This window comes from Haemophilus parahaemolyticus, from assembly GCF_002015035.1.
Classification (GTDB): domain Bacteria; phylum Pseudomonadota; class Gammaproteobacteria; order Enterobacterales; family Pasteurellaceae; genus Haemophilus_A; species Haemophilus_A parahaemolyticus.
This window is the reverse complement of record NZ_MUXY01000001.1, coordinates 1-24,658: the sequence shown is the minus strand read 5'-3', so window position 1 is coordinate 24,658 and position 24,658 is coordinate 1. Positions and strand designations below refer to the sequence as shown.

The 24,658-nt window shown below is 38.6% G+C and carries 24 protein-coding genes; 10 read left to right on the top strand and 14 right to left on the bottom strand.

From position 1 onward, the window contains the following. The first annotated feature begins 225 nt into the window (after positions 1–225). From malE to malQ, 4 genes are all read left to right on the top strand, one after another. Positions 226–1,410: a maltose/maltodextrin ABC transporter substrate-binding protein MalE gene (gene malE / locus B0185_RS00120; protein WP_005707275.1), complete on the top strand. Its 1,185-nt coding sequence runs from the start codon at positions 226–228 to the stop codon at positions 1,408–1,410. A gap of 171 nt (positions 1,411–1,581) precedes the next feature. Then, entirely contained in the window at positions 1,582–3,132 is a 1,551-nt protein-coding gene (malF, locus tag B0185_RS00115; RefSeq protein ID WP_005707303.1) for a maltose ABC transporter permease MalF, read from the top strand. A 109-nt stretch (positions 3,133–3,241) separates the two neighbouring features. After that, positions 3,242–4,132, top strand: a complete 891-nt coding sequence (gene malG / locus B0185_RS00110) for a maltose ABC transporter permease MalG (protein WP_005707287.1) — start codon at positions 3,242–3,244, stop codon at positions 4,130–4,132. Between the two features lie 133 nt (positions 4,133–4,265). After that, a complete protein-coding gene (malQ, locus tag B0185_RS00105) occupies positions 4,266–6,284 on the top strand; it encodes a 4-alpha-glucanotransferase (RefSeq protein WP_005707331.1) in 2,019 nt (672 codons plus the stop codon). Between the two features lie 43 nt (positions 6,285–6,327). On the opposite strand, the gene ruvB is transcribed toward malQ, so the two are convergent. The 4 genes from ruvB to B0185_RS00085 all read right to left on the bottom strand — a co-directional run bounded on the left by ruvB (position 6,328) and on the right by B0185_RS00085 (position 10,246). Then, positions 6,328–7,335, bottom strand: a complete 1,008-nt coding sequence (gene ruvB, locus B0185_RS00100; RefSeq protein WP_005707377.1) for a Holliday junction branch migration DNA helicase RuvB — start codon at positions 7,333–7,335, stop codon at positions 6,328–6,330. Positions 7,336–7,351: 16 nt separating this feature from the next. Next, positions 7,352–7,957, bottom strand: coding sequence for a Holliday junction branch migration protein RuvA (ruvA, locus tag B0185_RS00095; RefSeq protein WP_005707307.1), 606 nt, complete (start codon positions 7,955–7,957; stop codon positions 7,352–7,354). Positions 7,958–8,252: 295 nt separating this feature from the next. Beyond that, complete coding sequence (gene paeA / locus B0185_RS00090) at positions 8,253–9,551, bottom strand: polyamine export protein PaeA (RefSeq protein ID WP_005707310.1); 1,299 nt, start codon at positions 9,549–9,551, stop codon at positions 8,253–8,255. Positions 9,552–9,601: 50 nt separating this feature from the next. Next, the gene (locus B0185_RS00085) at positions 9,602–10,246 is read right to left on the bottom strand and encodes a TIGR01621 family pseudouridine synthase (protein ID WP_005707350.1); all 645 of its coding nucleotides are present in this window, start codon (positions 10,244–10,246) and stop codon (positions 9,602–9,604) included. A gap of 45 nt (positions 10,247–10,291) precedes the next feature. Here B0185_RS00085 and B0185_RS00080 point away from each other — a divergent pair, with 45 nt between their 5' ends. Both B0185_RS00080 and B0185_RS00075 read left to right on the top strand, forming a co-directional pair. Next, complete coding sequence (locus B0185_RS00080; RefSeq protein ID WP_005707367.1) at positions 10,292–10,924, top strand: histidine phosphatase family protein; 633 nt, start codon at positions 10,292–10,294, stop codon at positions 10,922–10,924. A gap of 15 nt (positions 10,925–10,939) precedes the next feature. Further along, positions 10,940–11,941 (top strand): TerC/Alx family metal homeostasis membrane protein, encoded by a 1,002-nt coding sequence (locus B0185_RS00075; RefSeq protein ID WP_005707375.1) that lies wholly within the window; start codon positions 10,940–10,942, stop codon positions 11,939–11,941. A gap of 29 nt (positions 11,942–11,970) precedes the next feature. Here the strand turns inward: B0185_RS00075 and B0185_RS00070 are convergent, their stop codons facing one another. From B0185_RS00070 to B0185_RS00030, 9 genes are all read right to left on the bottom strand, one after another. Next, the gene (locus tag B0185_RS00070; protein ID WP_005707390.1) at positions 11,971–12,603 is read right to left on the bottom strand and encodes a LysE family transporter; all 633 of its coding nucleotides are present in this window, start codon (positions 12,601–12,603) and stop codon (positions 11,971–11,973) included. A gap of 1 nt (position 12,604) precedes the next feature. Continuing rightward, positions 12,605–13,081 (bottom strand): phosphatidylglycerophosphatase A family protein, encoded by a 477-nt coding sequence (locus tag B0185_RS00065; RefSeq protein ID WP_005707330.1) that lies wholly within the window; start codon positions 13,079–13,081, stop codon positions 12,605–12,607. Between the two features lie 15 nt (positions 13,082–13,096). After that, complete coding sequence (thiL, locus tag B0185_RS00060) at positions 13,097–14,059, bottom strand: thiamine-phosphate kinase (protein WP_005707316.1); 963 nt, start codon at positions 14,057–14,059, stop codon at positions 13,097–13,099. 72 nt (positions 14,060–14,131) lie between these two features. Continuing rightward, positions 14,132–14,566 (bottom strand): transcription antitermination factor NusB, encoded by a 435-nt coding sequence (gene nusB, locus B0185_RS00055; RefSeq protein WP_005707302.1) that lies wholly within the window; start codon positions 14,564–14,566, stop codon positions 14,132–14,134. Positions 14,567–14,633: 67 nt separating this feature from the next. Next, a complete protein-coding gene (pilQ, locus tag B0185_RS00050; protein WP_005707305.1) occupies positions 14,634–15,929 on the bottom strand; it encodes a type IV pilus secretin PilQ in 1,296 nt (431 codons plus the stop codon). Between the two features lie 17 nt (positions 15,930–15,946). Beyond that, positions 15,947–16,357, bottom strand: coding sequence for a hypothetical protein (locus tag B0185_RS00045; RefSeq protein ID WP_005707271.1), 411 nt, complete (start codon positions 16,355–16,357; stop codon positions 15,947–15,949). A gap of 1 nt (position 16,358) precedes the next feature. Beyond that, entirely contained in the window at positions 16,359–16,880 is a 522-nt protein-coding gene (locus B0185_RS00040; protein ID WP_005707388.1) for a hypothetical protein, read from the bottom strand. 1 nt (position 16,881) lies between these two features. Beyond that, positions 16,882–17,403, bottom strand: a complete 522-nt coding sequence (locus B0185_RS00035; protein ID WP_039863405.1) for a hypothetical protein — start codon at positions 17,401–17,403, stop codon at positions 16,882–16,884. Continuing rightward, positions 17,394–18,068, bottom strand: coding sequence for a type IV pilus biogenesis protein PilM (locus B0185_RS00030; RefSeq protein ID WP_005707291.1), 675 nt, complete (start codon positions 18,066–18,068; stop codon positions 17,394–17,396). The genes B0185_RS00035 and B0185_RS00030 overlap by 10 nt, the downstream gene beginning before the upstream one ends. Before the next feature lie 139 nt (positions 18,069–18,207). On the opposite strand from B0185_RS00030, the gene B0185_RS00025 reads away from it, so the two are divergent. The 4 genes from B0185_RS00025 (at position 18,208) to B0185_RS00010 (ending at position 23,514) form a co-directional block, all read left to right on the top strand. Next, positions 18,208–20,805 carry a penicillin-binding protein 1A gene (locus B0185_RS00025; RefSeq protein ID WP_005707269.1) on the top strand — a complete coding sequence of 866 codons (2,598 nt, stop codon included), beginning with the start codon at positions 18,208–18,210 and terminating at the stop codon, positions 20,803–20,805. Between the two features lie 219 nt (positions 20,806–21,024). Then, positions 21,025–21,546 (top strand): shikimate kinase AroK, encoded by a 522-nt coding sequence (gene aroK / locus B0185_RS00020; RefSeq protein WP_005707387.1) that lies wholly within the window; start codon positions 21,025–21,027, stop codon positions 21,544–21,546. A 30-nt stretch (positions 21,547–21,576) separates the two neighbouring features. Then, positions 21,577–22,665, top strand: a complete 1,089-nt coding sequence (aroB, locus tag B0185_RS00015) for a 3-dehydroquinate synthase (RefSeq protein WP_005707371.1) — start codon at positions 21,577–21,579, stop codon at positions 22,663–22,665. A gap of 21 nt (positions 22,666–22,686) precedes the next feature. Then, on the top strand, positions 22,687–23,514 hold the full coding sequence (locus B0185_RS00010) for a Dam family site-specific DNA-(adenine-N6)-methyltransferase (RefSeq protein WP_005707376.1): 828 nt from the start codon (positions 22,687–22,689) through the stop codon (positions 23,512–23,514). Between the two features lie 39 nt (positions 23,515–23,553). Here the strand turns inward: B0185_RS00010 and B0185_RS00005 are convergent, their stop codons facing one another. Continuing rightward, on the bottom strand, positions 23,554–24,621 hold the full coding sequence (locus B0185_RS00005) for an AI-2E family transporter (protein ID WP_039863406.1): 1,068 nt from the start codon (positions 24,619–24,621) through the stop codon (positions 23,554–23,556). Positions 24,622–24,658: the final 37 nt, after the last annotated feature.

Here is a 24,658-nt window from a genome sequence, read left to right as displayed (position 1 = left end):
TTGTGAACTAGATCACAGAATTTTACCTAAAAAATGTGACCCAGATCACAAAATGAGATGCAAGCGGTCAATTTTGTGAAGTAAATCAAGATTTTAGTCAGGGGGGCGTAGAGGGGGGGATGAGGAAAAGCCAATGTATTTTTTGCATTATGCGAGGCATAAAACCAAGTCAGATGGAATAAAAATGGCTTGGCAATTGATATAAACCTAAACGAGGACATTCCTATGAAAAAATTCACCAAAACCGCATTAGCATTATGTGTTGGATTCTTGATTGCCCAAGGCGTGCAAGCAAAAATTGTAGAAGGACAACTCAACATCTGGATCAGTGCCGATAAAGGCTACAACGGCTTAGCTGAAGTCGGTAAAAAATTTGAAAATGAAGCGGGCGTAAAAGTGACCGTTGAACACCCAGGAAAATTAGAAGAACTTTTCCCACAAGTGGCTTCAACAGGAGATGGTCCAGACATCATCATTTTCGCTCATGACCGTTTTGGTGGCTACGCACAAGCAGGTTTAATTGCAGAGGTGCAACCAAGTGCAGAATTTAAAGCGAAAATTTCTGACATCGGTTGGAATGCAAATAAATATAACGGCAAACAAATTGCTTACCCTATTGCGATTGAATCACTCTCTTTAATCTATAACAAAGACTTAGTGCCGAACCCACCAAAAACGTGGGAAGAGATCGAAGGCTTAGACAAAGAACTTCGTGCAAAAGGCAAAAATGCGATTATGTGGAACTTACAAGAACCCTACTTTACCTGGCCTGTGTCTTCTTCACAAGGGGCTTATGCCTTTAAAGTTACCCCAAACGGCTATGACGTGAAAAATGTAGGTGTGAACAACGAAGCAGCACAAAAAGGCTTACAATTCGTCGTCGATCTTGTGAAGAAAAAAGTGATCAATGCTGATGCTGATTACTCGGTTTCTGAAGCTTCATTTAACAAAGGTAATACCGCATTAACCATTAACGGCCCTTGGTCTTGGGCAAACATTGAGAAAAGTGGCATCAACTATGGTGTAGCGGTGCTTCCAACGTTAAACGGTAAAGCATCTAAACCATTCGTTGGCGTATTAAGTGCGGCAGTAAATGCTTCAAGCCCGAACAAAGACTTAGCAAAAGAGTTTTTAGAAAACTACCTCTTAACGGATAGTGGTTTAGATACTATGAACAAAGATGCACCATTAGGTGCGGTGGCATTAAAATCTTACCAAGCGAAATTAGCCTCAGATCCACGTATCGCAGCAACAATGAAAAATGCAGAAAATGGGGAGATAATGCCAAATATTCCTCAAATGAGTCGTTTCTGGTATTCAGAAAAAGCGGCCATTGTGAATGCAACTTCTGGTCGTCAATCTGTAAAAGCAGCGCTTGATGAAGCACAAGCGAAGATTGAAAAAGAGTAGTTATTATATCGTAGTAAGTGTAGGGGCGTGTTGCTCGTGCCCCTATGCTAAAGCAACACTATTGCTACAAAAAAATCATTTCTTTTCTATGAATATTGCATTTTCATAGACTTTTGCGAAAGCGGTTATTTTTCTAAATTCTTGCATTTTCTCAAACATTTGGGGATCTTTATGCTAAATACCAAACCACTCACTCCTTCTCAACTTTGGGTTAAACGCATCTTTTCAGGCTTGCTTTATCTCATTGCGTTTTATCTTGTTTTTACTATCTATCTACAAGGTGAAATTCTTTTCGCACTGCTCGTGTTAGTTGTGGTTACTTCAGGAATTTACATCTTTAGTAATCAAGCTACCTATCGCTGGCGTTATGTTTATCCAGGCGTTGCTGCAATGGGAATTTTCGTGCTGTTTCCACTGCTTTGTACGGTAGTAATTGCTTTTACAAACTACAGTGGCTCTAACCAGCTGAGCTATGAGCAGGTATTAAAACAGCTCCAAAGCCAAACCTATGCCGCAGGTGATCGTTTAGATTTTAAATTATTGGAAAATGGCGAGAACCAATACCAAATTGCCCTAACGAACAAAACTTCGCAAAAAAATTATCTTTCTGAACCGCTTGTATTAGGCAGTAATGAAGGTGAAGTGGCGGTAAAAGAAGTGGAACAACTGCCTGAAGCCAAAGTTGCACCACTGAAAGTAATTACGCAAAATCGTCAAGTATTACAAAGCCTTCAAGTAGTATTGCCGACGGAAGAACGTTTGAGTATGAGTTCTTTACGCCAATTTGCTGAGCAAAAACCACGTTATCGCTATGAAGACAGTTTACAAGATTTAACCAACCTAGAAACAGGCAAAGTTTATCGTGCGAATGATGCGATTGGTTTCTTTCAAGAAATCGATAATCAAGGCAATTTTGTTGGCGAGCGTTTAGAACCTGGTTATACCGTGGGTGTGGGCTGGAAAAACTTTGTGAAAATTTTAACCGATGAAGGCGTACAAGAACCTTTCCTTAAAATTTTCGTGTGGACGGTGGTTTTTGCCCTCTTAACTGTAGTGTTCACTACGATTATTGGTATGGTATTTGCCTCACTTGTGCAATGGGAGGCATTACGTGGCAAATCGGTTTATCGCTTACTGCTCATTTTGCCATATGCCGTACCTGGGTTTATTTCAATTTTGATTTTTAAAGGACTATTTAATCAAAGTTTCGGGGAAATCAACTTAATTCTGAATAACCTATTCGGTATTCGTCCAGAGTGGTTTAACAATCCATTCTTAGCCAAAACGATGTTGTTAATCGTAAATACTTGGCTAGGCTATCCATACATTATGATCGTGTGTATGGGCTTATTAAAAGCAATACCGCAAGACTTATATGAGGCTTCAGCAATTGATGGTGCAAGCGTATGGCAAAACTTCACCCGCATTACGATGCCGTTGTTGGTAAAACCATTAATGCCACTTTTGATTGCAAGCTTTGCCTTTAACTTTAATAACTTTGTATTAATTCAGCTTTTAACTAATGGTGGGCCAAACATGGTGGGAACAACTACTCCAGCAGGTCACACTGATTTGTTAGTAAGCTATACATATCGCATCGCTTTTGAAGGCAGCGGTACACAAGACTTCGGCTTAGCTGCAGCCATCGCCGTGATTATCTTCTTACTCGTGAGCGGATTAGCGTTGTTCCAAATTAGAATGACAAAACTTTCTCAGGATTAATGCTTTTACTCTCGTAGGGACAGGGTTTATCCCTGTCCAAAATTGCCAAGGACAGGCATAAAGCCTGTCCCTACAAAGGTTCTAAGGGAAATACAAAAGGATACAACCTATGGCTATTGTCCAACCTAAATCAATGAAACTGCGTTTATTTTCAACGCATCTGTTTTTAATCGGCTTTTGTGCTTTAATTTTATTCCCGATGTTTATGATCATCGGCATCTCACTTCGCCCTGGAAACTTGGCTTTAGGTGAGCTGATCCCAAGTGAAATCTCTCTCGAACACTGGAAATTAGCACTTGGTTTTAGTGTAACGCACTCTGATGGTACGGTAACACCACCACCGTTCCCAGTATTACTTTGGCTTTGGAACTCTGTGAAAGTAGCTGGCATTACCGCAATCATCACACTAATGCTTTCTACTACCGCAGCGTATGCCTTTGCACGCTTACGCTTTGTAGGCAAAAGTTTGCTTTTGAAATCGATGTTGATTTTCCAAATGTTCCCTGCAGTGCTTTCTCTTGTGGCGTTGTATGCTTTATTTGATCGCTTAAGCGACTACATTCCATTTTTAGGCTTGAATACCCACGGCGGCGTGATTTTTGCTTACCTTGGAGGGATTGCAATGCACGTTTGGACAATCAAAGGCTACTTTGAAACCATCGATAAATCGTTAGAAGAAGCCGCCGCTCTTGATGGTGCAACCCCGTGGCAAACTTTCCGCTTAATTTTGTTACCACTTTCAGTACCAATTTTAGCGGTAGTATTTATTCTCGCATTTATTTCCTCTATCATTGAAGTCCCTGTTGCTTCACTCTTATTACGTGATGTAGATAACTACACTTTAGCAGTGGGAATGCAACAATATCTTCATCCACAAAATTACCTCTGGGGCGACTTCGCGGCAGCGGCAATCCTTTCAGCAATTCCAATTACCCTTGTGTTTATTTTGGCACAACGTTGGTTGGTTGGCGGTCTCACAGCCGGTGGGGTGAAAGGGTAGAAAACATAGGGTGTGTGGATTAAAAAAATCCTCGCACACTTTGTCAATTTTTATGAAAAATAAACCGCTTGCGTGCGTGAAGCTTCATTTCACACACCCTACGGTACGATATATTTATATTTAGGAAAAGCAAATGAAACAAACTCACCCTTATTTAAACACTTATTTCTTCGATGAATATGGTCGTCGTCGTTATGCAAGCTCGGAAGTTTACCAAAAAATCGCGAAACGCCTTGGCTCGCCAAAAAGTCGCCAAATTCTACCGCTTGTTAAAGTGGTCAAGGCAGGACAAGCGGTCTATATTCCACTGCATATTGCAAACAGCAATCAAGACTTGCAGGCACACTGGCAACTTACGCTTGAAAATAACGAAATGCTGACAGGCAAAGTAAAACGCAATGCAATCAACTTGCCGAGTAATTTACCTCTAGGCTATCATGAGCTTTCTCTTCACACCGCAAAAGCAGCGTATCATTGCCGTGTGATTGTGACACCAGAAACCGCATTCCAACCAAAAGCGTTGCAAGCTCATCAGAAATTATGGGGAGCGATTTTACAGCTTTACACCTTACGTTCAGAGCAAAACTGGGGAATTGGCGATTTCAGTGATCTCAAAGCATTCTTAATCAAAGTAGCTGAAAAAGGGGGCGATTTTGTCGGTCTTAATCCAATTCACGCACTTTTCCCTGCGAATGCAGAAGGGGCAAGCCCTTACAGCCCATCTTCGCGTTTATGGATGAATATCGTCTATATTGATGTGAATGCAATTGAGGCATTCCAAAAATCAGTAGAAGCTCAAACGTGGTTTAATGATGCTGAAACGCAACGCCAATTAGCCGAACAGCGTGCGAAAGATTATGTCGATTATACGCAAGTAATGAGCTTGAAATTGCACGGTTTACGTTTAGCCTATTCTGCATTTTGTCGCCAAGATCAGACCGCTTTCGAGCAATTTATCGCTCAAAATGGCGAAGCGTTAAAAATCCAAGGTACGTTTGATGCATTACATAGTTGGCTCTCTGCACAATTTAGCGAACAATGGGGCTGGAATTTCTGGGCAGAACAATATCATGATTACCATTCGCCAGCAGTGGCACAATTCCAAGCGGAACAAAGCGATTTAGTACGTTTTTATATGTGGTTGCAATTTATTGCACAACAGCAATTACAACAATGCAACTTATTGGCGAAAGAGCTTGGAATGCCTGTGGGCTTTTACCGCGATTTAGCCGTAGGCGTAGCAGATAACGGCGCGGAAACCTGGGCAGATAAAGAGTTGTTTGTATTGGATGCTTCTGTGGGTGCTCCTCCAGATATTATGGCGCCAAACGGACAAAACTGGGGCTTATCGCCAATGCATCCAGAAGTATTACAAGCACGAGGTTATCAACCATTTATTGACTTATTACGTGCCAATATGAAAGATTGTGGTGCATTACGGATTGATCATATTTTAGGTTTGGCACGTATGTGGTGGGTAGCAAAAGGAGACTCTGCCAAAAACGGGGCTTATGTGCGTTATCCATTAGATGATTTACTTGCGATTCTGGCTCTTGAAAGCCAACGCCACCAATGTTTAATCATTGCTGAAGCGTTAGGCACTGTGCCGAAAGGTATGCTCAAAAAATTGGAAGAAAAAGGTATTTTAGCTTATAACATTTTTTATTTTGAAATGGATGCAAACGGAAGTAAACCGCTAGAGAACTATCCATACCAAGCAATGACCACGTTAAGCACACACGACTTACCAACGGTGCAAGGCTATTGGAAAGGCTACGACTTTGATTTAGGCGAGCAATTCGGGGTTTATCCGAGTAAAAAAGTACTGAATATTCTCAAACAAGGACGCAAAGAGGCAAAAGAGAAAATTCGACAAGCGGTTGAAAATGTGCAAGAACTTGCGAATACTGATACCAACGTAAGCAAAGAGTTCACACATCAATTGCAAGCCTATGTGGCAGACACAAATAGTGTGTTATTTGGTTCACAGCCTGAAGATTGGTTGAATATGCTTGATCCTGTCAATATTCCTGGAACAAGTATGGAATACCCAAACTGGCGACGTAAACTCAGCCACACTATTGAAGAGATTTTTGCAAATACAGAAATCAATCAGTTGCTAGACACAATTGAGAAGAAACGAAATAAGTAACACTTTACATTGAAAAATAGCCACGCATTTGCGTGGCTTTGTTTTAGTAGGAAGATGAAAATCTCTTCAAATGCTCATAAGTTCTTTGTGTTGCAATTCGCCCACGTGGAGTTCGTTGCAAGAAGCCTTGCTGGATTAAGTAAGGTTCTAACACATCTTCAATGGTATCACGCTCTTCTCCAATGGCAGCAGCAAGGTTATCTAAGCCTACAGGGCCGCCATCGAAGCGTTCAACAATGGCTTGTAAGAGTTTGATATCCATAAAGTCAAACCCTTCTGAGTCCACATCTAGCATTGAAAGAGCTTGTTTAGCAATTTCTGAGCTGACAATACCGTTATTGCGAACATCAGCATAATCTCTTACTCGGCGGAGTAAGCGGTTCGCAATACGTGGCGTGCCACGTGAACGCCGGGCAATTTCGTGAGCTCCATTTTCTGATAGGTCTAAATTTAAACACTCAGCACTACGTTGTACGATAGAAGTTAAATCTTCTACCGAATAAAACTCAAGGCGTTGCACAATGCCAAAACGGTCACGTAATGGTGAAGTTAAAGAACCCGCTCTTGTAGTTGCGCCGACTAAGGTAAATGGCGGTAAATCAAGCTTAATTGAGCGAGCGGCTGGGCCTTCACCGATCATAATATCAAGCTGATAATCTTCCATTGCAGGATAAAGCACCTCTTCAATTGCAGGAGACAAGCGGTGGATTTCGTCGATAAAAAGCACATCATAAGGCTCAAGGTTAGTAAGCATTGCGGCTAAATCACCTGCTTTTTCGAGCACAGGCCCAGAAGTAGAGCGAATATTCACGCCCATTTCGTTCGCCACAATATTGGCAAGCGTAGTTTTCCCTAAACCTGGTGGTCCAAAAATCAAAAGGTGGTCTAAGGCTTCATTTCGCAATTTAGCAGCTTGAATAAAAATATCCATTTGCTCCCGCACCGAAGGCTGTCCAACATAATCTGCTAGCAATTTCGGGCGAATAGCACGGTCAATCACTTCCTCTTCTTTTTTAGGTGAGGCACTAATTATTCTATCGGCTTCAATCATTTTTATTTGTCATTTATTAAAGAGAGTTTTTCAAGGCTTCACGAATTAGTTGCTCACTTGTTGCTCCAACTTTATTCACTTTCTTGATCATTTTTTCTGCATCTGCTGGCTTATAGCCTAATGCGATTAGAGCATCTCGTGCTTCATCAGCTGGATCAACTTGTGAGCTGACTACAATTTTATCGTGAGATTGCTCAACAAAGAAATCGCCTTGCGTCATCCCTTTAAACTTGCCTTTAAGCTCAACAAGTAAACGTTCTGCTGTTTTGCGACCTATGCCAGGGATTTTGGTTAGTTTCGCTAATTCTTCATTCTCAACTGCATTTGCAAATTGAGAAACAGACATTGCAGACAAAATCGCAAGGGCAAGTTTTGGGCCAACGCCATTGGTCTTGATGAGTTCTCGGAATAAGGTTCTGTCTTGTTTTTGGGCAAAGCCAAAGAGTAAATGTGCATCTTCACGAACGACAAGATGTGTAAAAATCGTTGTTTCTTCTCCCAGTTGTGGTAAATCGTAGAAACTGGTCATCGGTAGTAGGATTTCATAGCCTACGCCTTGTACATCTAGCACCATTTCAGGGGGCTGTTTTTCAATAATTTTACCGTGTAATCGACCGATCATAGCGTTCCTGTTTATTTGAGCATGAAAGCTTTTATGAGCCCCGTTTTCTCTGTCTGTCAAATCTCCCATCCCCCTCTTTGCTAAAGAGGGATTAGGTCTCTGAATAATAAAGCCCTATTGCTCTACTTTTAGATTAAGAATAATACCGTCGATATTTCTTTTATATAAAGAAAATCCCACTCTTTAACAAAGAGAAGAAGGGAAGATTTAGCAGTAGTGAATACCGAAGAAATTAATTTAAAATCTCACCACTTGAGAATATCTAGTCTATCATAAACTGTATAAAACATCATTGTTATTCCGTTTTAATATCTTTTCTAAACGACACCATCAACTGGTCAATTTTAAAATTCTCGGTGTCGATAATTTCAAATTTATATTGATCATACAGCACAAAATCAGTTTTCTTCGGAATTTTGCGGAGCATATACATCATAAATCCGCCGATGGTCTCATAATTTTCTGCGTGTGGAAACTCCTCAATTTCTAACGCACGCATTACATCTTCAAGCGGAGTCGCACCATCGATCAACCACGAATCTTCATCACGACGGACAATTTGCTCTTCTTCGGTGGAAACTAATTCGCCCATTACAATACTCATTACATCGTTAAGCGTGATAATGCCAACCACGAGAGCGTATTCATTCACAATCACAGCAAAATCTTCACCTGCAGATTTAAACAGCTCCAATACCTCATAGAGTGAAAGCGTATCTGGAATAAAAATGGTTTTACGCAATAAGCGTTGATCAGTAAGCGAGACATTCTCATTTTTAAGATATTGCGTGAGCAAATTGTGCGATTCAACATAGCCTAAAATTTTATCTAAACCATTATCGCAAATCAGCAATTTAGAATGTGAATCTTCACCAAGCGTTTGCAGCACTTGTTCTTTGTTATCAGTACGATCTAAAAAAACAATATTTTCACGCGTAGTCATTGTTGAAGTGACACGGCGTTCTTGCATCTCAAATACGTTTTCAATCAGATAATGCTCATGAGTGTTTAGAACACCAGCTTTGGCACCTGCATCTACTACCGCCACAATATCTTCAGTCGTCATATTCTCTTGACGAACAGTTGATACACCCAAAAGGCGGAAGAGCGAGTTGGCAATCCAATCAAAGAACATCACAATCGGTTTAAAAATGACGATGGCAAAGCTCATTATTCTAATTGTTCGAACAGCGACTTGCTCAGGATAAGTCATCGCAATACGTTTTGGCATTAAATCTGCAAAGAGCACAAAAGCTGAGGTAACCAATAAAAATGCAGTCCAAGAAGCCGCTGAATCAACCCAATCGGCATCAGAATATTCTCTAAAAAGCTGACTGAAGTAAGGGTTAATCGCACTTTCTCCCACAACACCGCCAAGAATAGCTATCATATTCAATCCAATTTGTACCACCGTGATAAATCGTCCTGGTTGTTCCTGCAATTTCATCACTCTTTCTGCACGTAAGTCGCCCGCATTTGCCATTGCTTGCAGTTTTAAGCGTCTCGCTCCAGCAAGTGCAATTTCCGATAATGAAATTACCGTACTGGTTAAAATCAATAAAATAATAATTAAAATAGCTTCAAATAAGCTCATAATTGCCTCTATTGTTGCTTTATTTGTTATAAAAACGGGTGAATTATACTCTATTTCTCCGCTTCAAGTTTACAAACTTTCTGCCAAATTTGACCGCTTTCAGGCAAGGCTTGCACGCAAAAATGCTCATTTTGATAATCAAATTCAAGCTGATAAGCGTGTAGGTAAACACGATCAGATTCTGAACCAGAATACAAACTATCACCTAGAATCGGGCTGCCCAAACTTTTCATTGCAACGCGTAATTGGTGCGTTTTGCCTGTTTTGGGTTGCAAAATAAAATTGCGAAGTGGTGGTTCAATAGAATGCGATCTAAATTGCGTAATCGCAGAATTTTCCTTGCTATGGCAGAGTTTCCACGCCCCATTTCTCGATTTTTGCATATCGCCCACAATTTTACCCTGTTTCTTTTTCGGTTTTTTGTCGCTAATCGCCCAATAGGTTTTCTGAATTTTATGTTGTTCAAACAGCGTATAGAAATTCGCAGCCGCCTCTTTATTTAAGGCTAGAATGAGCAAGCCCGAGGTAATTTTATCTAATCGATGCACGAGCCAAACTTGCTCTACACCTAGCTGTTTTGCAACTAATTCTGTTAATCCAACTGCTTGTTGATCTTTATGTACGCTGATGCCCGCAGGTTTGTTAATAATCACAAAATCCCGATGTTGCAGGCAGAGAGTAAAATGCAAATTCATGTTATAATTCCGAATCTTTTTTGGGCTATTTTAAAGGAAATGGGGATGGCACTAAATATTTATTTAATTCGGCACGGCAAAACCGTGTGGAATATTGAAGGACGCTTGCAAGGCTCGGGCGATTCGCCTTTGGTTGAAGAGGGCATTGAGGGAGCGAAAAAAGCAGGACAAGCGTTAAAAGCGGTTCAATTTTCTGCAGTATATTCCAGTATGCAAAAACGTGCTCAAGACACGGCAAACTATATTCTGAAGGAAAATGAGACGCAAAACATTCCGCACTTTCATCATTGGGGCTTGAATGAATTTGATTTCGGCATTTGGGAAGGAATGAAATCGGTCGATTTATACGAGAATGAAGAATATTGGGTAATGAAAAAAACACCTACTGAATATAAAGCTCTGGAAAATGGCGGAGAAACCTATGAACAGCTTTATCAACGTGCATTTCAGGTGTTTAATCAAATCGCGGAACTGCACAAAGATAACGAAAATGTGTTGATTGTTGCACACGGAATGACCTTAACTGTTTTGACCGCTGTGTTAAAAGGCTTGCATTGGTCAGAATGTCGTGATGAAGAGAAACATAAATTCGTGATGAATACCGCCATCAATATTGCTAAAGTTGAAAATGGCAAGGTAGAATTAGTTGAATTTAATAATATTGATCATTTAGTTTAATTTTTTGTAGGTTATATGGCACACTTTGGATTTCCTTTAGAAACAATTATTGTCTTTTTTGTGGTAATTCTTTTTTCCATTTATATGGATTTAGTTGCCCATAAAAATAGTGAAGAAATCACGGTGAAAAATGCGGCAATGTGGTCGTTATTTTGGATTTCATTAGCTGTTGCATTTTACGTTTATTTATATATTCGTTTTGACTCATCTTGGGCGGATTTATATTTAGCAGGCTATGTTTTAGAAAAAAGTTTATCAATTGATAACTTAATGGTCTTTGTCGCTATTTTTGCTTCATTCGGTATTACAGGTAAATTGCAACATCGCATTTTATACTGGGGCATTTTAGGGGCGTTAGTGTTCCGTGCGATTTTCGTCGTGCTCGGCACAGGCTTATTTGCTGCAAGCCCTTGGGTTGGCTTTATCTTTGCCTTGTTTGTATTATGGAGCGGCTGGAAAATGCTTACTGAAAAAGAAGAGAGAGAAGAAGAAATTGAAGATTATACTAATCACTGGAGCGTACGTTGGGTTGGAAAAATAATGCCTGTTTTACCAAAACTACACGGCTATAACTTCTTCGTTAAACATGCAGAATTAAAAGCGGAAGAGCTGGCAAATGTAACCCGCAAAGGCTTACGTTATGCAACGCCTGCATTTTTATGTTTAATCGCAATTGAAACCTCCGATGTTGCTTTTGCGTTTGATTCAGTACCAGCCGTGATTGCCGTAACACAAGAACCGCTCTTAGTTTATGCAGCAATGATTTTTGCTATTCTTGGTTTGCGTAGTCTCTATTTTATTTTAGCTGCACTTACAAAATATCTAGTGCATTTAGAAAAAGCAGTTATTGCATTATTATTCTTTATCGGTATTAAAATGGGTATTCAATCTTGGAACCACGCTGTATTCGATACGGGGTTCCATATTTCGCCAAATACCAGCTTATTTATTGTTTTAGGTGTGTTATTTATTGGTGTGATTGCTTCTCTTATTTTTCCAGAGAAAAAGCATAGATAATAAAATGAGCGTACATTACGCCCATTATTCTATAAAATTACCGCTAAATGCGTTATCCCTTCATAAATCAGTTTTAATCCAAATCCGATAAAAATTACTCCAGCAACATTATCAATATAGCGACTATTTTTTGCATAAATTTTGCGAATTGCTTTACGCGAAAATAATAGTGCAACTAAATAGAAATAGATAAAGGTTGAAAAAACAAATAAAAACAGCAATTCAAAAAGCTGATAAGTTTCAGTAAATTGGTCTAAAAATGCGGAAATAACGCTAGTAAAATAAACGCCTGCTTTGGCATTCATTATATTGATCATTAAACCTTTGCGAATTTCTGTGATGGAGTTTAATTCTAATAAAGCGGTCTTTTCTTCACTAAATTTTGCATTATCTTTCACCCGAACCATTTTCGAGCCTAAATAAGCTAAATAGCTACCGCCTAATAACATAATTACATATTGCAACACATTGCCAACGCTATGTTTTAACCACGCTAAGCCGAAAATTGCAAAAGCTGCCCAAAAGATAATTCCCATTGCAATTCCAACCGAAGCTAAAATACCCGCTCTGGTGGAATGGCTTGCTGATTGGCGAACCACATAAAAGAAATCAGGTCCTGGGCTTGCTAAGCCAACTAAATGAATCAATAAAATCGTTAGCATATTAGATTATCCAATAAATGATATATAACGAAATTAAAGCAAAAATAGCTGCAAGAATATCATCAACCATAATTCCCAGTCCACTTTCTAATTTTTCATCAAAATAACGAATTGGATAAGGTTTTAAAATATCAAAAATGCGGAAGCTTATAAAAGTAAGAATATAAGTAAACCAATTATATTCAGGTAAAAAGGCAAACATTAAAAATATGGCGACAATTTCATCCCAAACTATTCTTCCATCATCGTGTACGCCTAAATCATTGCTTGTTTTTTGGCAAAGATAGCAGCCAAAAATAAAAGAAATAACGGCGAGAAAAATAAAAAATAGGTTTGATTGGGTTATATTCCAAAGCAAAATAGAAAGCATTAAGCCTGCAAGCGTGCCCCAAGTGCCTGGTGCAGGCTTTAATAAGCCTGAGCCGAATCCGACTGCTAAAAAATGTACGGGATTTTTTAAGTTAATTTTTTTATCCATTCCTTTTCCTTTGCTTTAGCTAAAATGGTCAAAACCAATATGAGTAGGTAAAACCATTTTTTTGCCATTTTTAAGTAAATTTAGACCGCTTGTTTGAGGAAGGATTTTGCCGATGCAGGTCACTTTTATCCCCTGAGAACGTAAAACTTGCTCCATCTCTTCGCGTTTTTCTTCACTTACCGTAAAACAAAGCTCATAATCTTCCCCCCCCGTTAAAGCAAATTTTTCTGCTTGTGTTTGTTCGTATTGGGTGCATAAATGGCGTGAAAGCGGTAGATTTTCGAGATAAATTTCCGCACCAACTTGGCTACGTTCTAAAATATGTTCAAGATCAGCAAGTAATCCATCAGAAATATCCAATGCACAGCAAGAAAATGAGCGAAGGGCTAAACCGAGTTCGACACGAGGCGTTGGGTGCAGATGGCGTTGAATGAAATAGCGGTCAGATTCGTTCTCTATTTTGCGATTTTGTAAAAGTAAATCGAGCCCTACCGCACTATCACCCAAAAAGCCAGAAACAAAGATCCAATCGCCCACTTTGGCTTGGTGGCGGAATAAACCTTTATTTTCAGGCAAAAAACCTTGGGCAGTAAAGGTAATCGAAAGCGAGCCTTTAGTGGTATCCCCCCCAATTAAACTCACGCCATAGCGATCTAAAATGGCAAATAAACTTTGGCTAAATTCAGCTAACCATGCTTCTTTGATTTCGGGTAAGGTGAGTGCAAGCGACATCCAAGTAGGCTTTGCTCCCATCGCGGCTAAATCACTTAAGTTTACCGCAACGCTTTTATAAGCTAAATCGGCAGGAGAAATCGAAGGTAAGAAATGCGTGCCTTCTACCAAGGTATCTGTGGTAATCGCAAGTTGGTAGCCTGTAGGGATGCTGGTAATCGCACAATCATCCCCCACTGACAAAACCACATCATTTTGCAAACTTTTTCGCGAAAAGTACCGCTTGATCAGATCAAATTCGCCCATTTTGTTCTCTCAAATAATTATTCTCAAAATGAAAAAAGCGAGACTTTGCTCGCTTTAAAATAAGTAGATAAATTATTTCCGTCCAAGTGCTGGTGCTAATTTATCTAAGATTCCGTTGATGTATTTGTGACTGTCGTCTGAACCGAATGCTTTTGCTACTTCAATCGCCTCGTTAATCACCACTTTGTATGGGGTATCTTGTTCAAAATGTAATTCATAAGCCGCCATACGTAAAATACTACGCTCAATTAAATCGACATTTTCTTCGTTACGATCTAAAAACGGACGAAGTGAAGCATCAATTTCTTCAATATTTGCCACCGTGCCGCGTAATAAACGAGTAAATAATGCACGATCCACTTGACCTGTGCTTTCTGGATCTTCAGACGCAAAATTATCGGTTTGGAAAACTAATTCGATTTGTTCTACGCTATTTTGCGAAATTACCCAAGAATATAATGCTTGAACCGCACACTCTCTAGCACGGCGACGAGGGGAAAGTTTCATATAACCTCTAGTTAATTCGATAATCAAAAATATTGCCGAATTTTAGCATAATTTTGTGATACTTTCTTTATCGTTTTGGGCTTTTTTCTTTCGTTTTCGAGAAATCCACCGCAACATCTTTTGATTGCACAATATAAGGCGTCACAAAAATCACCAATTCACGTTTATTAATTTGATCTTTTTGATAGCTAAATAACCGCTTGATAAACGGAATTGAACCAAGCACAGGAATTTTATCGCTATCTTTTGATTTCAAATGTTGGAACACTCCACCAAGAACTATAGTTTCACCGTGTTTAGCGAATACTTGCGTATTCAGTTCTTGTTTATCAATCGCAATTACGGTGTTGCCTGAGTTAGAATTACCAACCGATTGCCCTTGCGAATTTTGGGTAACGACTAAATCCATCAAAATTTGATTATTTTCTGAAATATGCGGCGTCACCTCTAAGCCTAAAACCGCTTCTTTAAAAGAAATATCGTAGGTTTCCGATTTGCGATCATAAATTGTATAAGGGATTTCCGTTCCTTGTTTAATGCTTGCCAATTTTTTGTTAGTCGTCAGCAAACGGGGGCTTGCGATAATTTCTACACTGTTTTCTTGCTCAAGAGCAGAGAGTTCTAAATCCAATAATTTAGAATTGATGGAAGCGACTTGTAACGTCGCTGAAGCACCTGTAACCACGGGAAAATTCACGTTTAAATCTTGTATTCGCCCACTATTTCTTGCTACTCCTTCAATACGACTATCTGCGGAGAACATCCCCCAACGTACACCAAGTTCTTGCAAGTTTTTACTGCTGATGGTCACAATACGGGCTTCAATGGCAATTTGTTCTGTTGGTTTATCTAGCTCTTGAATTAAAGCTAACGTATTTTTAATGGATGCAGCATTTTCCTTAATAATTAAACTATTGCTTCGCTCATCAAAATGAATATAGCCACCATCATTTAAAAATGATCCACTTCCCTTAGTGAGTGAATCAATGACTTCGGAGGCTTTTGCATATTTTAATTTCACCGTACGAGTGACTAATTGTGGCTTTTGTTCTTCATTAATAAGCTTTATTTTTTCGTTTAAATCCTCTTTTGTTTTTTCACTAATATAATAGATGCCATTTTCTTGTTGAATATTGAGTTTATTGATTTTGGCAATGCTTTTTAAAATTGCATCAAACTGGCTATTTTCAATACGAATATTACTTTTACTTTCAATATCTTGATGCAATACAATATTTTTACCCATTTCACTGGCTAAATAAGAAACAACTTCGGCTGTCGGAGCATCCTTTAACACGAGCGAAACTTGGTTTGCTAATAGCGAGAGTGGAAAAACTGAAAATAATAATAGCCACTTTTTCATAAATATCCTGCTGAAAATTAGAGTTTTAATGTAATTTGATAAGGTCTGTTGCAATCATCAGTTAGATCCCAATTAGTATATTTTACTGCTTTGGTATTAATTTCATTGATTTGAATACTCTTATCCTTAATAAAATCATTCTGAGAAAAATCAAAAAGTTGGCTGTTTTTATTGATAAATAATGCCTTTGTTATATTATTATATTTCAGTACCCCAATTAATTTCAGTTCTTCAAATTCAATAGGAATATTGATGATATTGGCATTTTTAGGCAACTCACAAGAGATTGTTTTTACGCCCTTTTTTACAATAGTTGATTTTGTTTTTGATATACTTTCTTTTTCTTGTTCTTCTCCATAAAAAGGATCAGCAATACTATGTGAGGTATAAAATAGAGAGCAAAAGAGTAGCGGTATATACTTTTTCATTTTATTTTTCCATTAGCTGTAAAGTCGAATTTAATTGTACTAAATTTTTATAATCTAAACGGGTTAGCGTTACTTCTTTGTAAAAGAAAAAATCAAGTTGATTTAATTCTGATATAATATTAAACAAAGATTTTGCCTTTTGTGTAATTGTAATATGTAATAGCTTATCTTGATCTAACTCCCATTGCAGCCCGTTGATTTCTACATCATATTGATGAAAAAGCGTTTCTAGCTGCTGATTAACTTTTGTGGGAGTGAGTTTTGTATTATTGGCATTCCCTTTTCCTGCTAATTTTTCTGTTAAAGATTGTGATTTATTTTCAATCTCCATCTTAATAATATTTAGCTGATTTTCGTTATCTGTAATCTGCTGTGAAATCTTGACTAACTGAATAAGCGGATAAACAAGCAAAATAACAGCTAAAGAAATGGCAATCTGAAAAAAGTATTGATTGATTTTACTCAATAACTGATAGCCTGATTTGGTTGGATTAAAGTAATAGTGAGAAATACGCTTTTTCATCTTATTTATTTTCTTTATATACAATAATGCTAAAATCAGCTTTTGCTTTATTATTACTTTGTAAATATTCAATATTAACGCTAAAACCACTCTCTTTAAAGAAATCTTCTAGCTCTTCAAAATCTTGTTGATGTTGATAAGTGCCAGCAATCTTTAGCTTTAAACCTTGATCAACATAAAACCGAATAATGCTAATTCCCGCACTTTTTACAGGTAATTCTTCTAATAAATTAACCAAATTGTTTAGCTCCTCTTTTCTTAATACTTTTGTGTAGTTAATCGGTAGTGGTGTAAGATTTGTTAAACTTTGCTCAATTTGTGATAGCTGTTCTTGTTGTTCGATGAACTGTTGTGTAATCACTGAAAGTTCACTCTTACGGTTTTCTTGGTAAAAATTTAAACATAATAATAATCCGATAAGACAAAGAAATATAATTAGTAGCTTAAATATATTTTTTGTAGTTTTATCCACCCAGTTTTTCTGTAATAATGGACTTAAATTAATATTTCTTTTCATTTCCACAAACAAGCACCTAACGCAAGAATATATAGCTCTTTAGAAAATATATTTTCTGGAAAAACTAAATCATTCAGACTTAAATAATTTTCATTACATTCATTTTTAATGCTTAACTCATTTAATTTAAATGTAAAAAATTTCTCTTTATACGCATAATTTTGTCCATCTTGAGGTGGGGATTGCATTAAAAAATGAAATCCTCTTTGCCAGCATTGCAACTCGCAATCTAAAACAGTGTCTATATCTAGCAATAAAGGGTCAGCAAAACGTTTTCTCAGTGCATAAATAATAATTTGAGTAATTTTTTGAGCCTTATGAGGTAAAACTTGATAATCAAAATAGACTTCATCCATTGCAATAGGCAGCTCTTGTTTGATGGTTTGAATCACCTGACGAAAAATCGTTTCTTTATCCACATTCAACGGTTGAATCAGATATTTCCTCCAAATATAGTGATATGGCACAGGGCGAATAATCTGCTTCTTTTTGCCTGCAAAATCAGAAATTGTTGCTAAAATATCAATTAAAGCGGTCGATTTAGGATAAAAATTTACTATTGGTTGATCTTGCTCTAAATAGGAGACACAATAATGAGTTTCATCTTCTGCAATTCCGATGGGCAAACATTTTTGCGATTTTTTTGAGAAAAAGGTTGTAAGCAATGACATAAAAAATCCTTCATTCACTGATCAAAAAATTACATTTGCTTGACACTTTTAGCCATTTTTTCGTTTATACTTAGTTAACTTTACGCCAACATTATTGGTGATTTAATTTATTTGTCATTTAGGAAAAGAGATTTTTTCGATGAAGATCGCAAAAATAATATTTAGTGCTTTACTTACTCTGCTAATTGTGTCAGGGCTTGCGGGCGTTGTTGCCTACATTCATATTCGTGAAAGTTTGCCAGATGTTTCAACGCTGAAAACCGTTGAGTTACAACAGCCAATGCAAATTTTTACCTCTGATGGAAAATTGATTGGAGAGGTGGGCGAAGAACGTCGTATTCCTGTGAAATTAGCAGAGATTCCTCAACAGTTGATTGATGCTATTTTAGCGACGGAAGATGCTCGCTTTTATGAACATAAAGGGCTTGATCCAAAAGGGATTATGCGTGCACTTTATCGCTCCAGCCAAGGCGATACGCAAGGGGCAAGTACGATCACTCAACAACTTGCACGTAACTTTTTCTTAACACCTGAGCGTAATATTGAGCGAAAAATCAAAGAAGCTATTCTTGCTCTTGAGATTGAAAAAGTACTGACCAAAGATGAGATTTTAGAGCTTTATTTGAACAAAATTTATCTTGGTTATCGCTCTTACGGAGTAGCAGCAGCTGCAAAAACCTATTTTGGTAAAACGCTAGATCAGCTTACTTTAGGTGAAGTCGCGATTATTGCAGGCTTGCCAAAAGCACCTTCAACAATGAACCCGATTTATTCAGTTAAACGGGCGACAGACCGTCGTAATGTTGTGCTTGGGCGTATGCTTGAAGTAGGAAAAATTACCAAAGCACAGTATGAAACTGCGAAAAAAGAAGAAGTGAAATCCGCCTACTATGGAGCAACATTGGAATTTAGAGCTGATTATGTCACTGAGATGGTTCGCCAAGAGATGGTTAAACGTTATGGCGAAGATATTGCTTACAATAAAGGCTTTAAAGTCTATGCTACCGTAGTGTCTGATGACCAAAAAGCCGCACAAGATGCTGTACGGAATAACTTGATCCAATACGACCGTCGCCACGGCTGGCGTGGTGCTGCAAAACTTTGGACAGGAAAGACCGCTTGGGATGATGAGGCAATTATTGATTATTTAAGTAAGTTGCCAAATTCAGAACCTTTCACCGGCGTGGTAGTAACAGCCGTGAATAAAAATAGCTATACTCTGATGTTACCAAGCGGTGATAAAACAGAGATGAAGAAATCAAATGCGACGTTTGGTAAGCAGATTAAGTTGAATGCTGGCGATCTCATTTGGGTAAGTAAAGGCAAAAATGGCGAATGGATGTTAGGGCAAATTCCTGAAGCCAATTCTGCTTTAGTGTCGCTCAATAGTGATAACGGTGCAATTGAAGCGATTGTTGGCGGTTTTAGCTTTGAACAGAGCCGTTTTAACCGTGCAACACAATCATTAGTACAAATAGGTTCTTCAATTAAACCATTTATTTATGCGGCAGCAATGAATAAAGGCTTAAGCTTGTCTAGTACAATTAGCGATGATCCAATTACAATTACTAAACGTGGGCAAAAACCGTGGACACCAAAAAATGCAGATGGACGTTACGAAGGACAGCTTCGTATGCGCGTGGCATTAGGTAAATCAAAAAATATGGTATCTATCCGTATTTTACAAATGGCGGGGATTGATTATGTAGCAGGCTATTTGGAGCGTTTTGGCTTTAAACACGATCAATTTGTAGCAACGGAAGCATTAGCACTGGGAGCTGCTTCATTCACACCACTTGAAATGGCACGTGCTTATGCTGTATTCGATAATGGAGGTTTCTTAATCGATCCTTATATCATTGAACGTATTGAAGATAGCCAAGGTAATGAATTATTTAAGGCCAATCCGCCAATTGCTTGTATAGAATGTACAAACCTTCCACTTACTTATGCTGAACCAGAGCAATTTGACGGCGTGAAAATTCACGATGAAGAGCAATTCTTCCGCTCATTGAAAGCGAATGAGACAGTGAATGCCACAGAAACGGCAAGTAATTCTACAGAAGAGGGTACATCAAATAGTGAAGAGCCTGTTCTTGATACGATTATCCGAGAAAATGCACCTGATTTAATGAGCAATGTGCAAAATCAAACAGGTGAAATGATTTATGCACCACGTGTAATGAAACCCGAAATTGCATTTTTGATACGTAGTGCGTTAAATAGTGCAATTTATGGAGAACAAGGACAAGACTGGCGAGGCACAAGTCGTTCGCTTGCTAATGATTTTAAACGTAAAGATATTGGCGGAAAAACGGGGACGACCAACCAATCTAAAGTGACTTGGTATGCTGGGTTTGGTTCAAATATTGTGACTACAGTTTACGTGGGCTTTGATGACAATAAACGTGTTTTAGGTAAAGGGGAGTCAGGTGCTCGAACAGCAATGCCAGCGTGGCGCGATTATATGAAAGTCGCTCTTGCAGATAAAAAGGATCGCATACTGCCAACACCAACCAATATTGTAGAAGCTAAAATTGATGCTACTAGTGGCTTCCTAGGTAGCCAATTGACCGAGTACTTTATTAAAGGTACTGAACCAACCAAAAAATTTGTGGTAGAACAAGGTATTCTAGGCGAAGAATCGGGTAATCCTCGTGATGCAGGTGGTGGTATACGTTTGGGCTTGCCACCGAAAGGGATTCTCTCTTCGCCATCAGGTGCTGAATTATTCTAGTCTATAAATAAATTCAGCGATTAGATCGCTAAAGGTTGAAATTAGGTGTGATTTCTTGAGATAATCGCACCTAACTATTTTTAGGCGATTTGTGGTACTTTCTTAAAATTGAATAAAAGATTTTGTTATCTTTTTCAAAAAACAGACCGCTTGTTTTTACAAGCGGTCTGTTTTTCAACCCAAATCACAATGTTAAACTAATTTTTCAATGAGAATAAAATGGCAGAAAAACGTAATATTTTCTTAATTGGTCCTATGGGTGCAGGTAAAAGCACAATCGGTCGCCAACTAGCACAAATGCTCGGTATGGAATTTATGGATTCAGACTCAGTGATTGAAGAGCGAGCAGGTGCCGATATTGATTGGATTTTTGATGTAGAAGGTGAAGCGGGTTTTCGTAAGCGTGAGGAGCGTATTATCAACGAATTAACTCAAGGGCAAGGCATAGTGCTTTCAACGGGAGGCGGTTCTATTCTCTCTAAAGATAACCGCAATGTGCTTTCTGCTCGCGGGATTGTCATCTATCTTGAAACAACCATAGACAAGCAGTTCGAGCGTACTCAACGTGATAAAAAACGACCGCTTTTACAAAATGATGATCCACGTAAAACGCTCGAAGAGTTAGCTAAAATCCGTAATCCGCTTTATGAAGAAATTGCAGATATTACTCTTCAAACTGATGATCAAGCGGCAAAATTAGTTGCGACAAATATCATCGAAATGATCGATAATCTGCAATAAAAACAACAATAAAAAAATAAGGTAAACACAATGTTGCAAGTTAATGTAGAACTTAAAGAACGCCGTTATCCAATTCGGATTGCGGCAGGTTTATTAAACGAACCGAATAGTTATGCCCCATTAAAAGCGGGGGATAAGGTGATGATTGTTTCAAATCCAACCATTGCACCACATTATCTTGCAACGGTGGAAAAAGCCCTAACTAAGCTTGGCTGTAGCGTAGATTCCGTATTGATTCCTGATGGCGAAAAATACAAGAATTTGGAATCACTCAACTTAATTTTTACCGCTTTACTTGAAAAAAATCACAATCGTGATACCACTCTTATCGCTTTAGGGGGGGGCGTGATTGGCGATATTGCAGGCTATGCAGCAGCTTCTTATCAACGCGGTATTCGCTTTATCCAAATTCCAACCACCTTATTAGCTCAAGTTGATTCTTCTGTAGGTGGAAAAACAGCGGTAAACCATCCGCTTGGCAAAAATATGATTGGTGCATTTCATCAGCCAGTATCTGTCATTATTGATACCAATACTTTGCATACACTTGCTAAACGTGAAGTAAATGCTGGCTTAGCTGAAGTGATTAAGTATGGAGCGATTTTCGATGAGCAATTCTTTACGTGGTTAGAAGAAAATATTGATAAACTTGTTGCATTAGATCAACAAGCACTCGAATATTGCATTCAACATTGCTGCCAGCTGAAAGCGGATGTTGTTGCTCGTGATGAAACTGAAAAAGGCGATCGTGCCTTGCTTAATTTAGGGCACACATTTGGACATGCTATTGAAGCTCGTATGGGCTACGGCAATTGGTTACACGGCGAAGGTGTGGCGGTAGGAATGCTAGAAGCAGCTGAACTTTCCCGTATATTGGGTAACATTTCTGAATCCGATGTCGCTCGCCTTGAAAAACTGATTGCTCGCGCGGTATTGCCGACGACGTCGCCAGATGGAATGCAGCCGCAAGAATACTTACCTTATATGTGGCGAGATAAAAAAGTGCTAGCAGGTAAACTCCGTTTAATCTTATTGAAAGCACTTGGTCAAGCCTATGTTACAGCCGAAGCAACAGAAGACCAAGTGCTTGCAGCGATTGAAAAATTCACCCAAAAATAGACCGCTTACTGAATAAATCCTATGCAGGAAAAACAACGAGCCTTTTTAAAATGGGCAGGTGGAAAATATCGCCTTGCACAAGCCATTTCAGACCACTTGCCCCCAAGCATTCCGCAGGGGGCTTGTTTTGTTGAACCCTTTGTTGGTGCAGGCTCCGTGTTTTTAAATATGGATTTTGATCGCTATTTATTGGCAGATATTAACCCTGATTTAATCAATCTATTCAATGTCGTCAAAAACGATGTTGACCGTTATATTCAGCACGCCCAAGCACTTTTTTTGCATGAAAAAGCGAATAGCAAAGCGTTCTATTTGGCTCGCCGAGCAGAATTTAATTCCTCAAAAGATAAATTTCAACGCTCCGTGCTTTTCCTTTATCTAAATCGTTTTGGCTTCAACGGTTTATGCCGTTACAATCAAAAACGAGGTTATAACGTGCCTTTCGGTCGCTACAAAACACACTATTTCCCTGAAAAAGAACTTCATTTTTTTGCCGAAAAAGCACAAAAAGCAGAATTTATCTGTGCCGATTTCGAGCAAGTTTTTAACCGCTTGCAAAAGCAACCCGATCAATATGTAGTCTATTGCGATCCACCTTATGCTCCATTGCAACAAGATACTAATTTCACCCAATACGCAGGCGGCGGCTTTAGTCTTGAACAACAAAAAAGGTTAGCTGATTTAGCCCGAGAAATAGATTACCCTGTACTGATTTCAAACCACGATACGGAATTTACTCGCAAAATTTACCAAGGTGCAAAATTCAAAACCTTGCAGGTTAATCGCTCAATAGGGCAAAAAAGAGAATCACGAGGAAAGGTAGCAGAATTACTCGCCTTATTTACTTAGTTTATTACCCTCTATCATAGAAGGTAATAACAAATAGGGTTATTTATTCATTAAATATTTGCCTTTCTCCAACTCAGGCACATCTCCCAACAATACAGCATATTGAATGGTGTTGGGGCTAGATTCTAATGCAATTTTTAATGCCATAGTGAGAGGAACAGAAAGTAGCATTCCCACGGTGCCAAGCAACCAGCCCCAAAAAAGCAATGAAAGCGTGACGACTAATGTAGAAAGTCCGAGTGTTTTCCCCATCATTCTTGGTTCTAAAATATTCCCCACCAACATATTGATTGCGATGACACCAATCATTACCGCAATACCATCTGAAAAACCATTGAGCAGTAAAGCTTGAAGGACAATTGGGATGCCAGCCAATACCGAGCCAATATTGGGAATATAGTTTAGCAAGAACGCTAATACCGCCCAAAGAACGGAGTATTGCACATTGAAAATGTCTAAAACAACGTAAATTGCAATCCCTGTTAAGGCACTCATTAGAGTTTTTACGCCAAGATAGCGAATGATACTTTCCACGACACGGCTCAGGTGTTCCACTTCTTGGTTGAAATTAGATTTACCTCCGTTGAATGCTAACGTGATTTTGTACTTGATGACGGGTGATTCTAACAGCATAAAAACAACAACCAAAAGTAACATAAATACGTTGGATACTACGTTAGAAAAACTGAGTAAAACACGGCTAACCAGTTGCATCACCATACTTGGATCGAAGCTTTCTAATGCGGAAACATCTGGAATAGTTAGAGGAATATTCCACTCAGTAATGAACGTTTTGAGCGTTTCTAATCGAATTTGTAAGATTTCTTTATATTGTGGAATGGATGCGGTAAATTCGCGAATAGTGCTGTTGATCATTCCCGCTAAAAAGAGGAAAAGTATCACAATAAAAATCAGCATTAAGGTAATTGCCAGCCCTAATGGAATTTTTCGCTTGGTCATAAAGCGAATAGCGGGCGAGCAAATAATCGCGATAAATAAGGAAAGTAAAAAGGGGATCACAATTTCACTAGCAAGTTTTACGCCTGCCAGAATAATAACTAGCGAGGCGAAGGCGATTAAAAATCGAGTTAAGGGGAATGTTTGCATAAGAATAAAAGTAATGAAGTAGATACTGTCTCCCAAC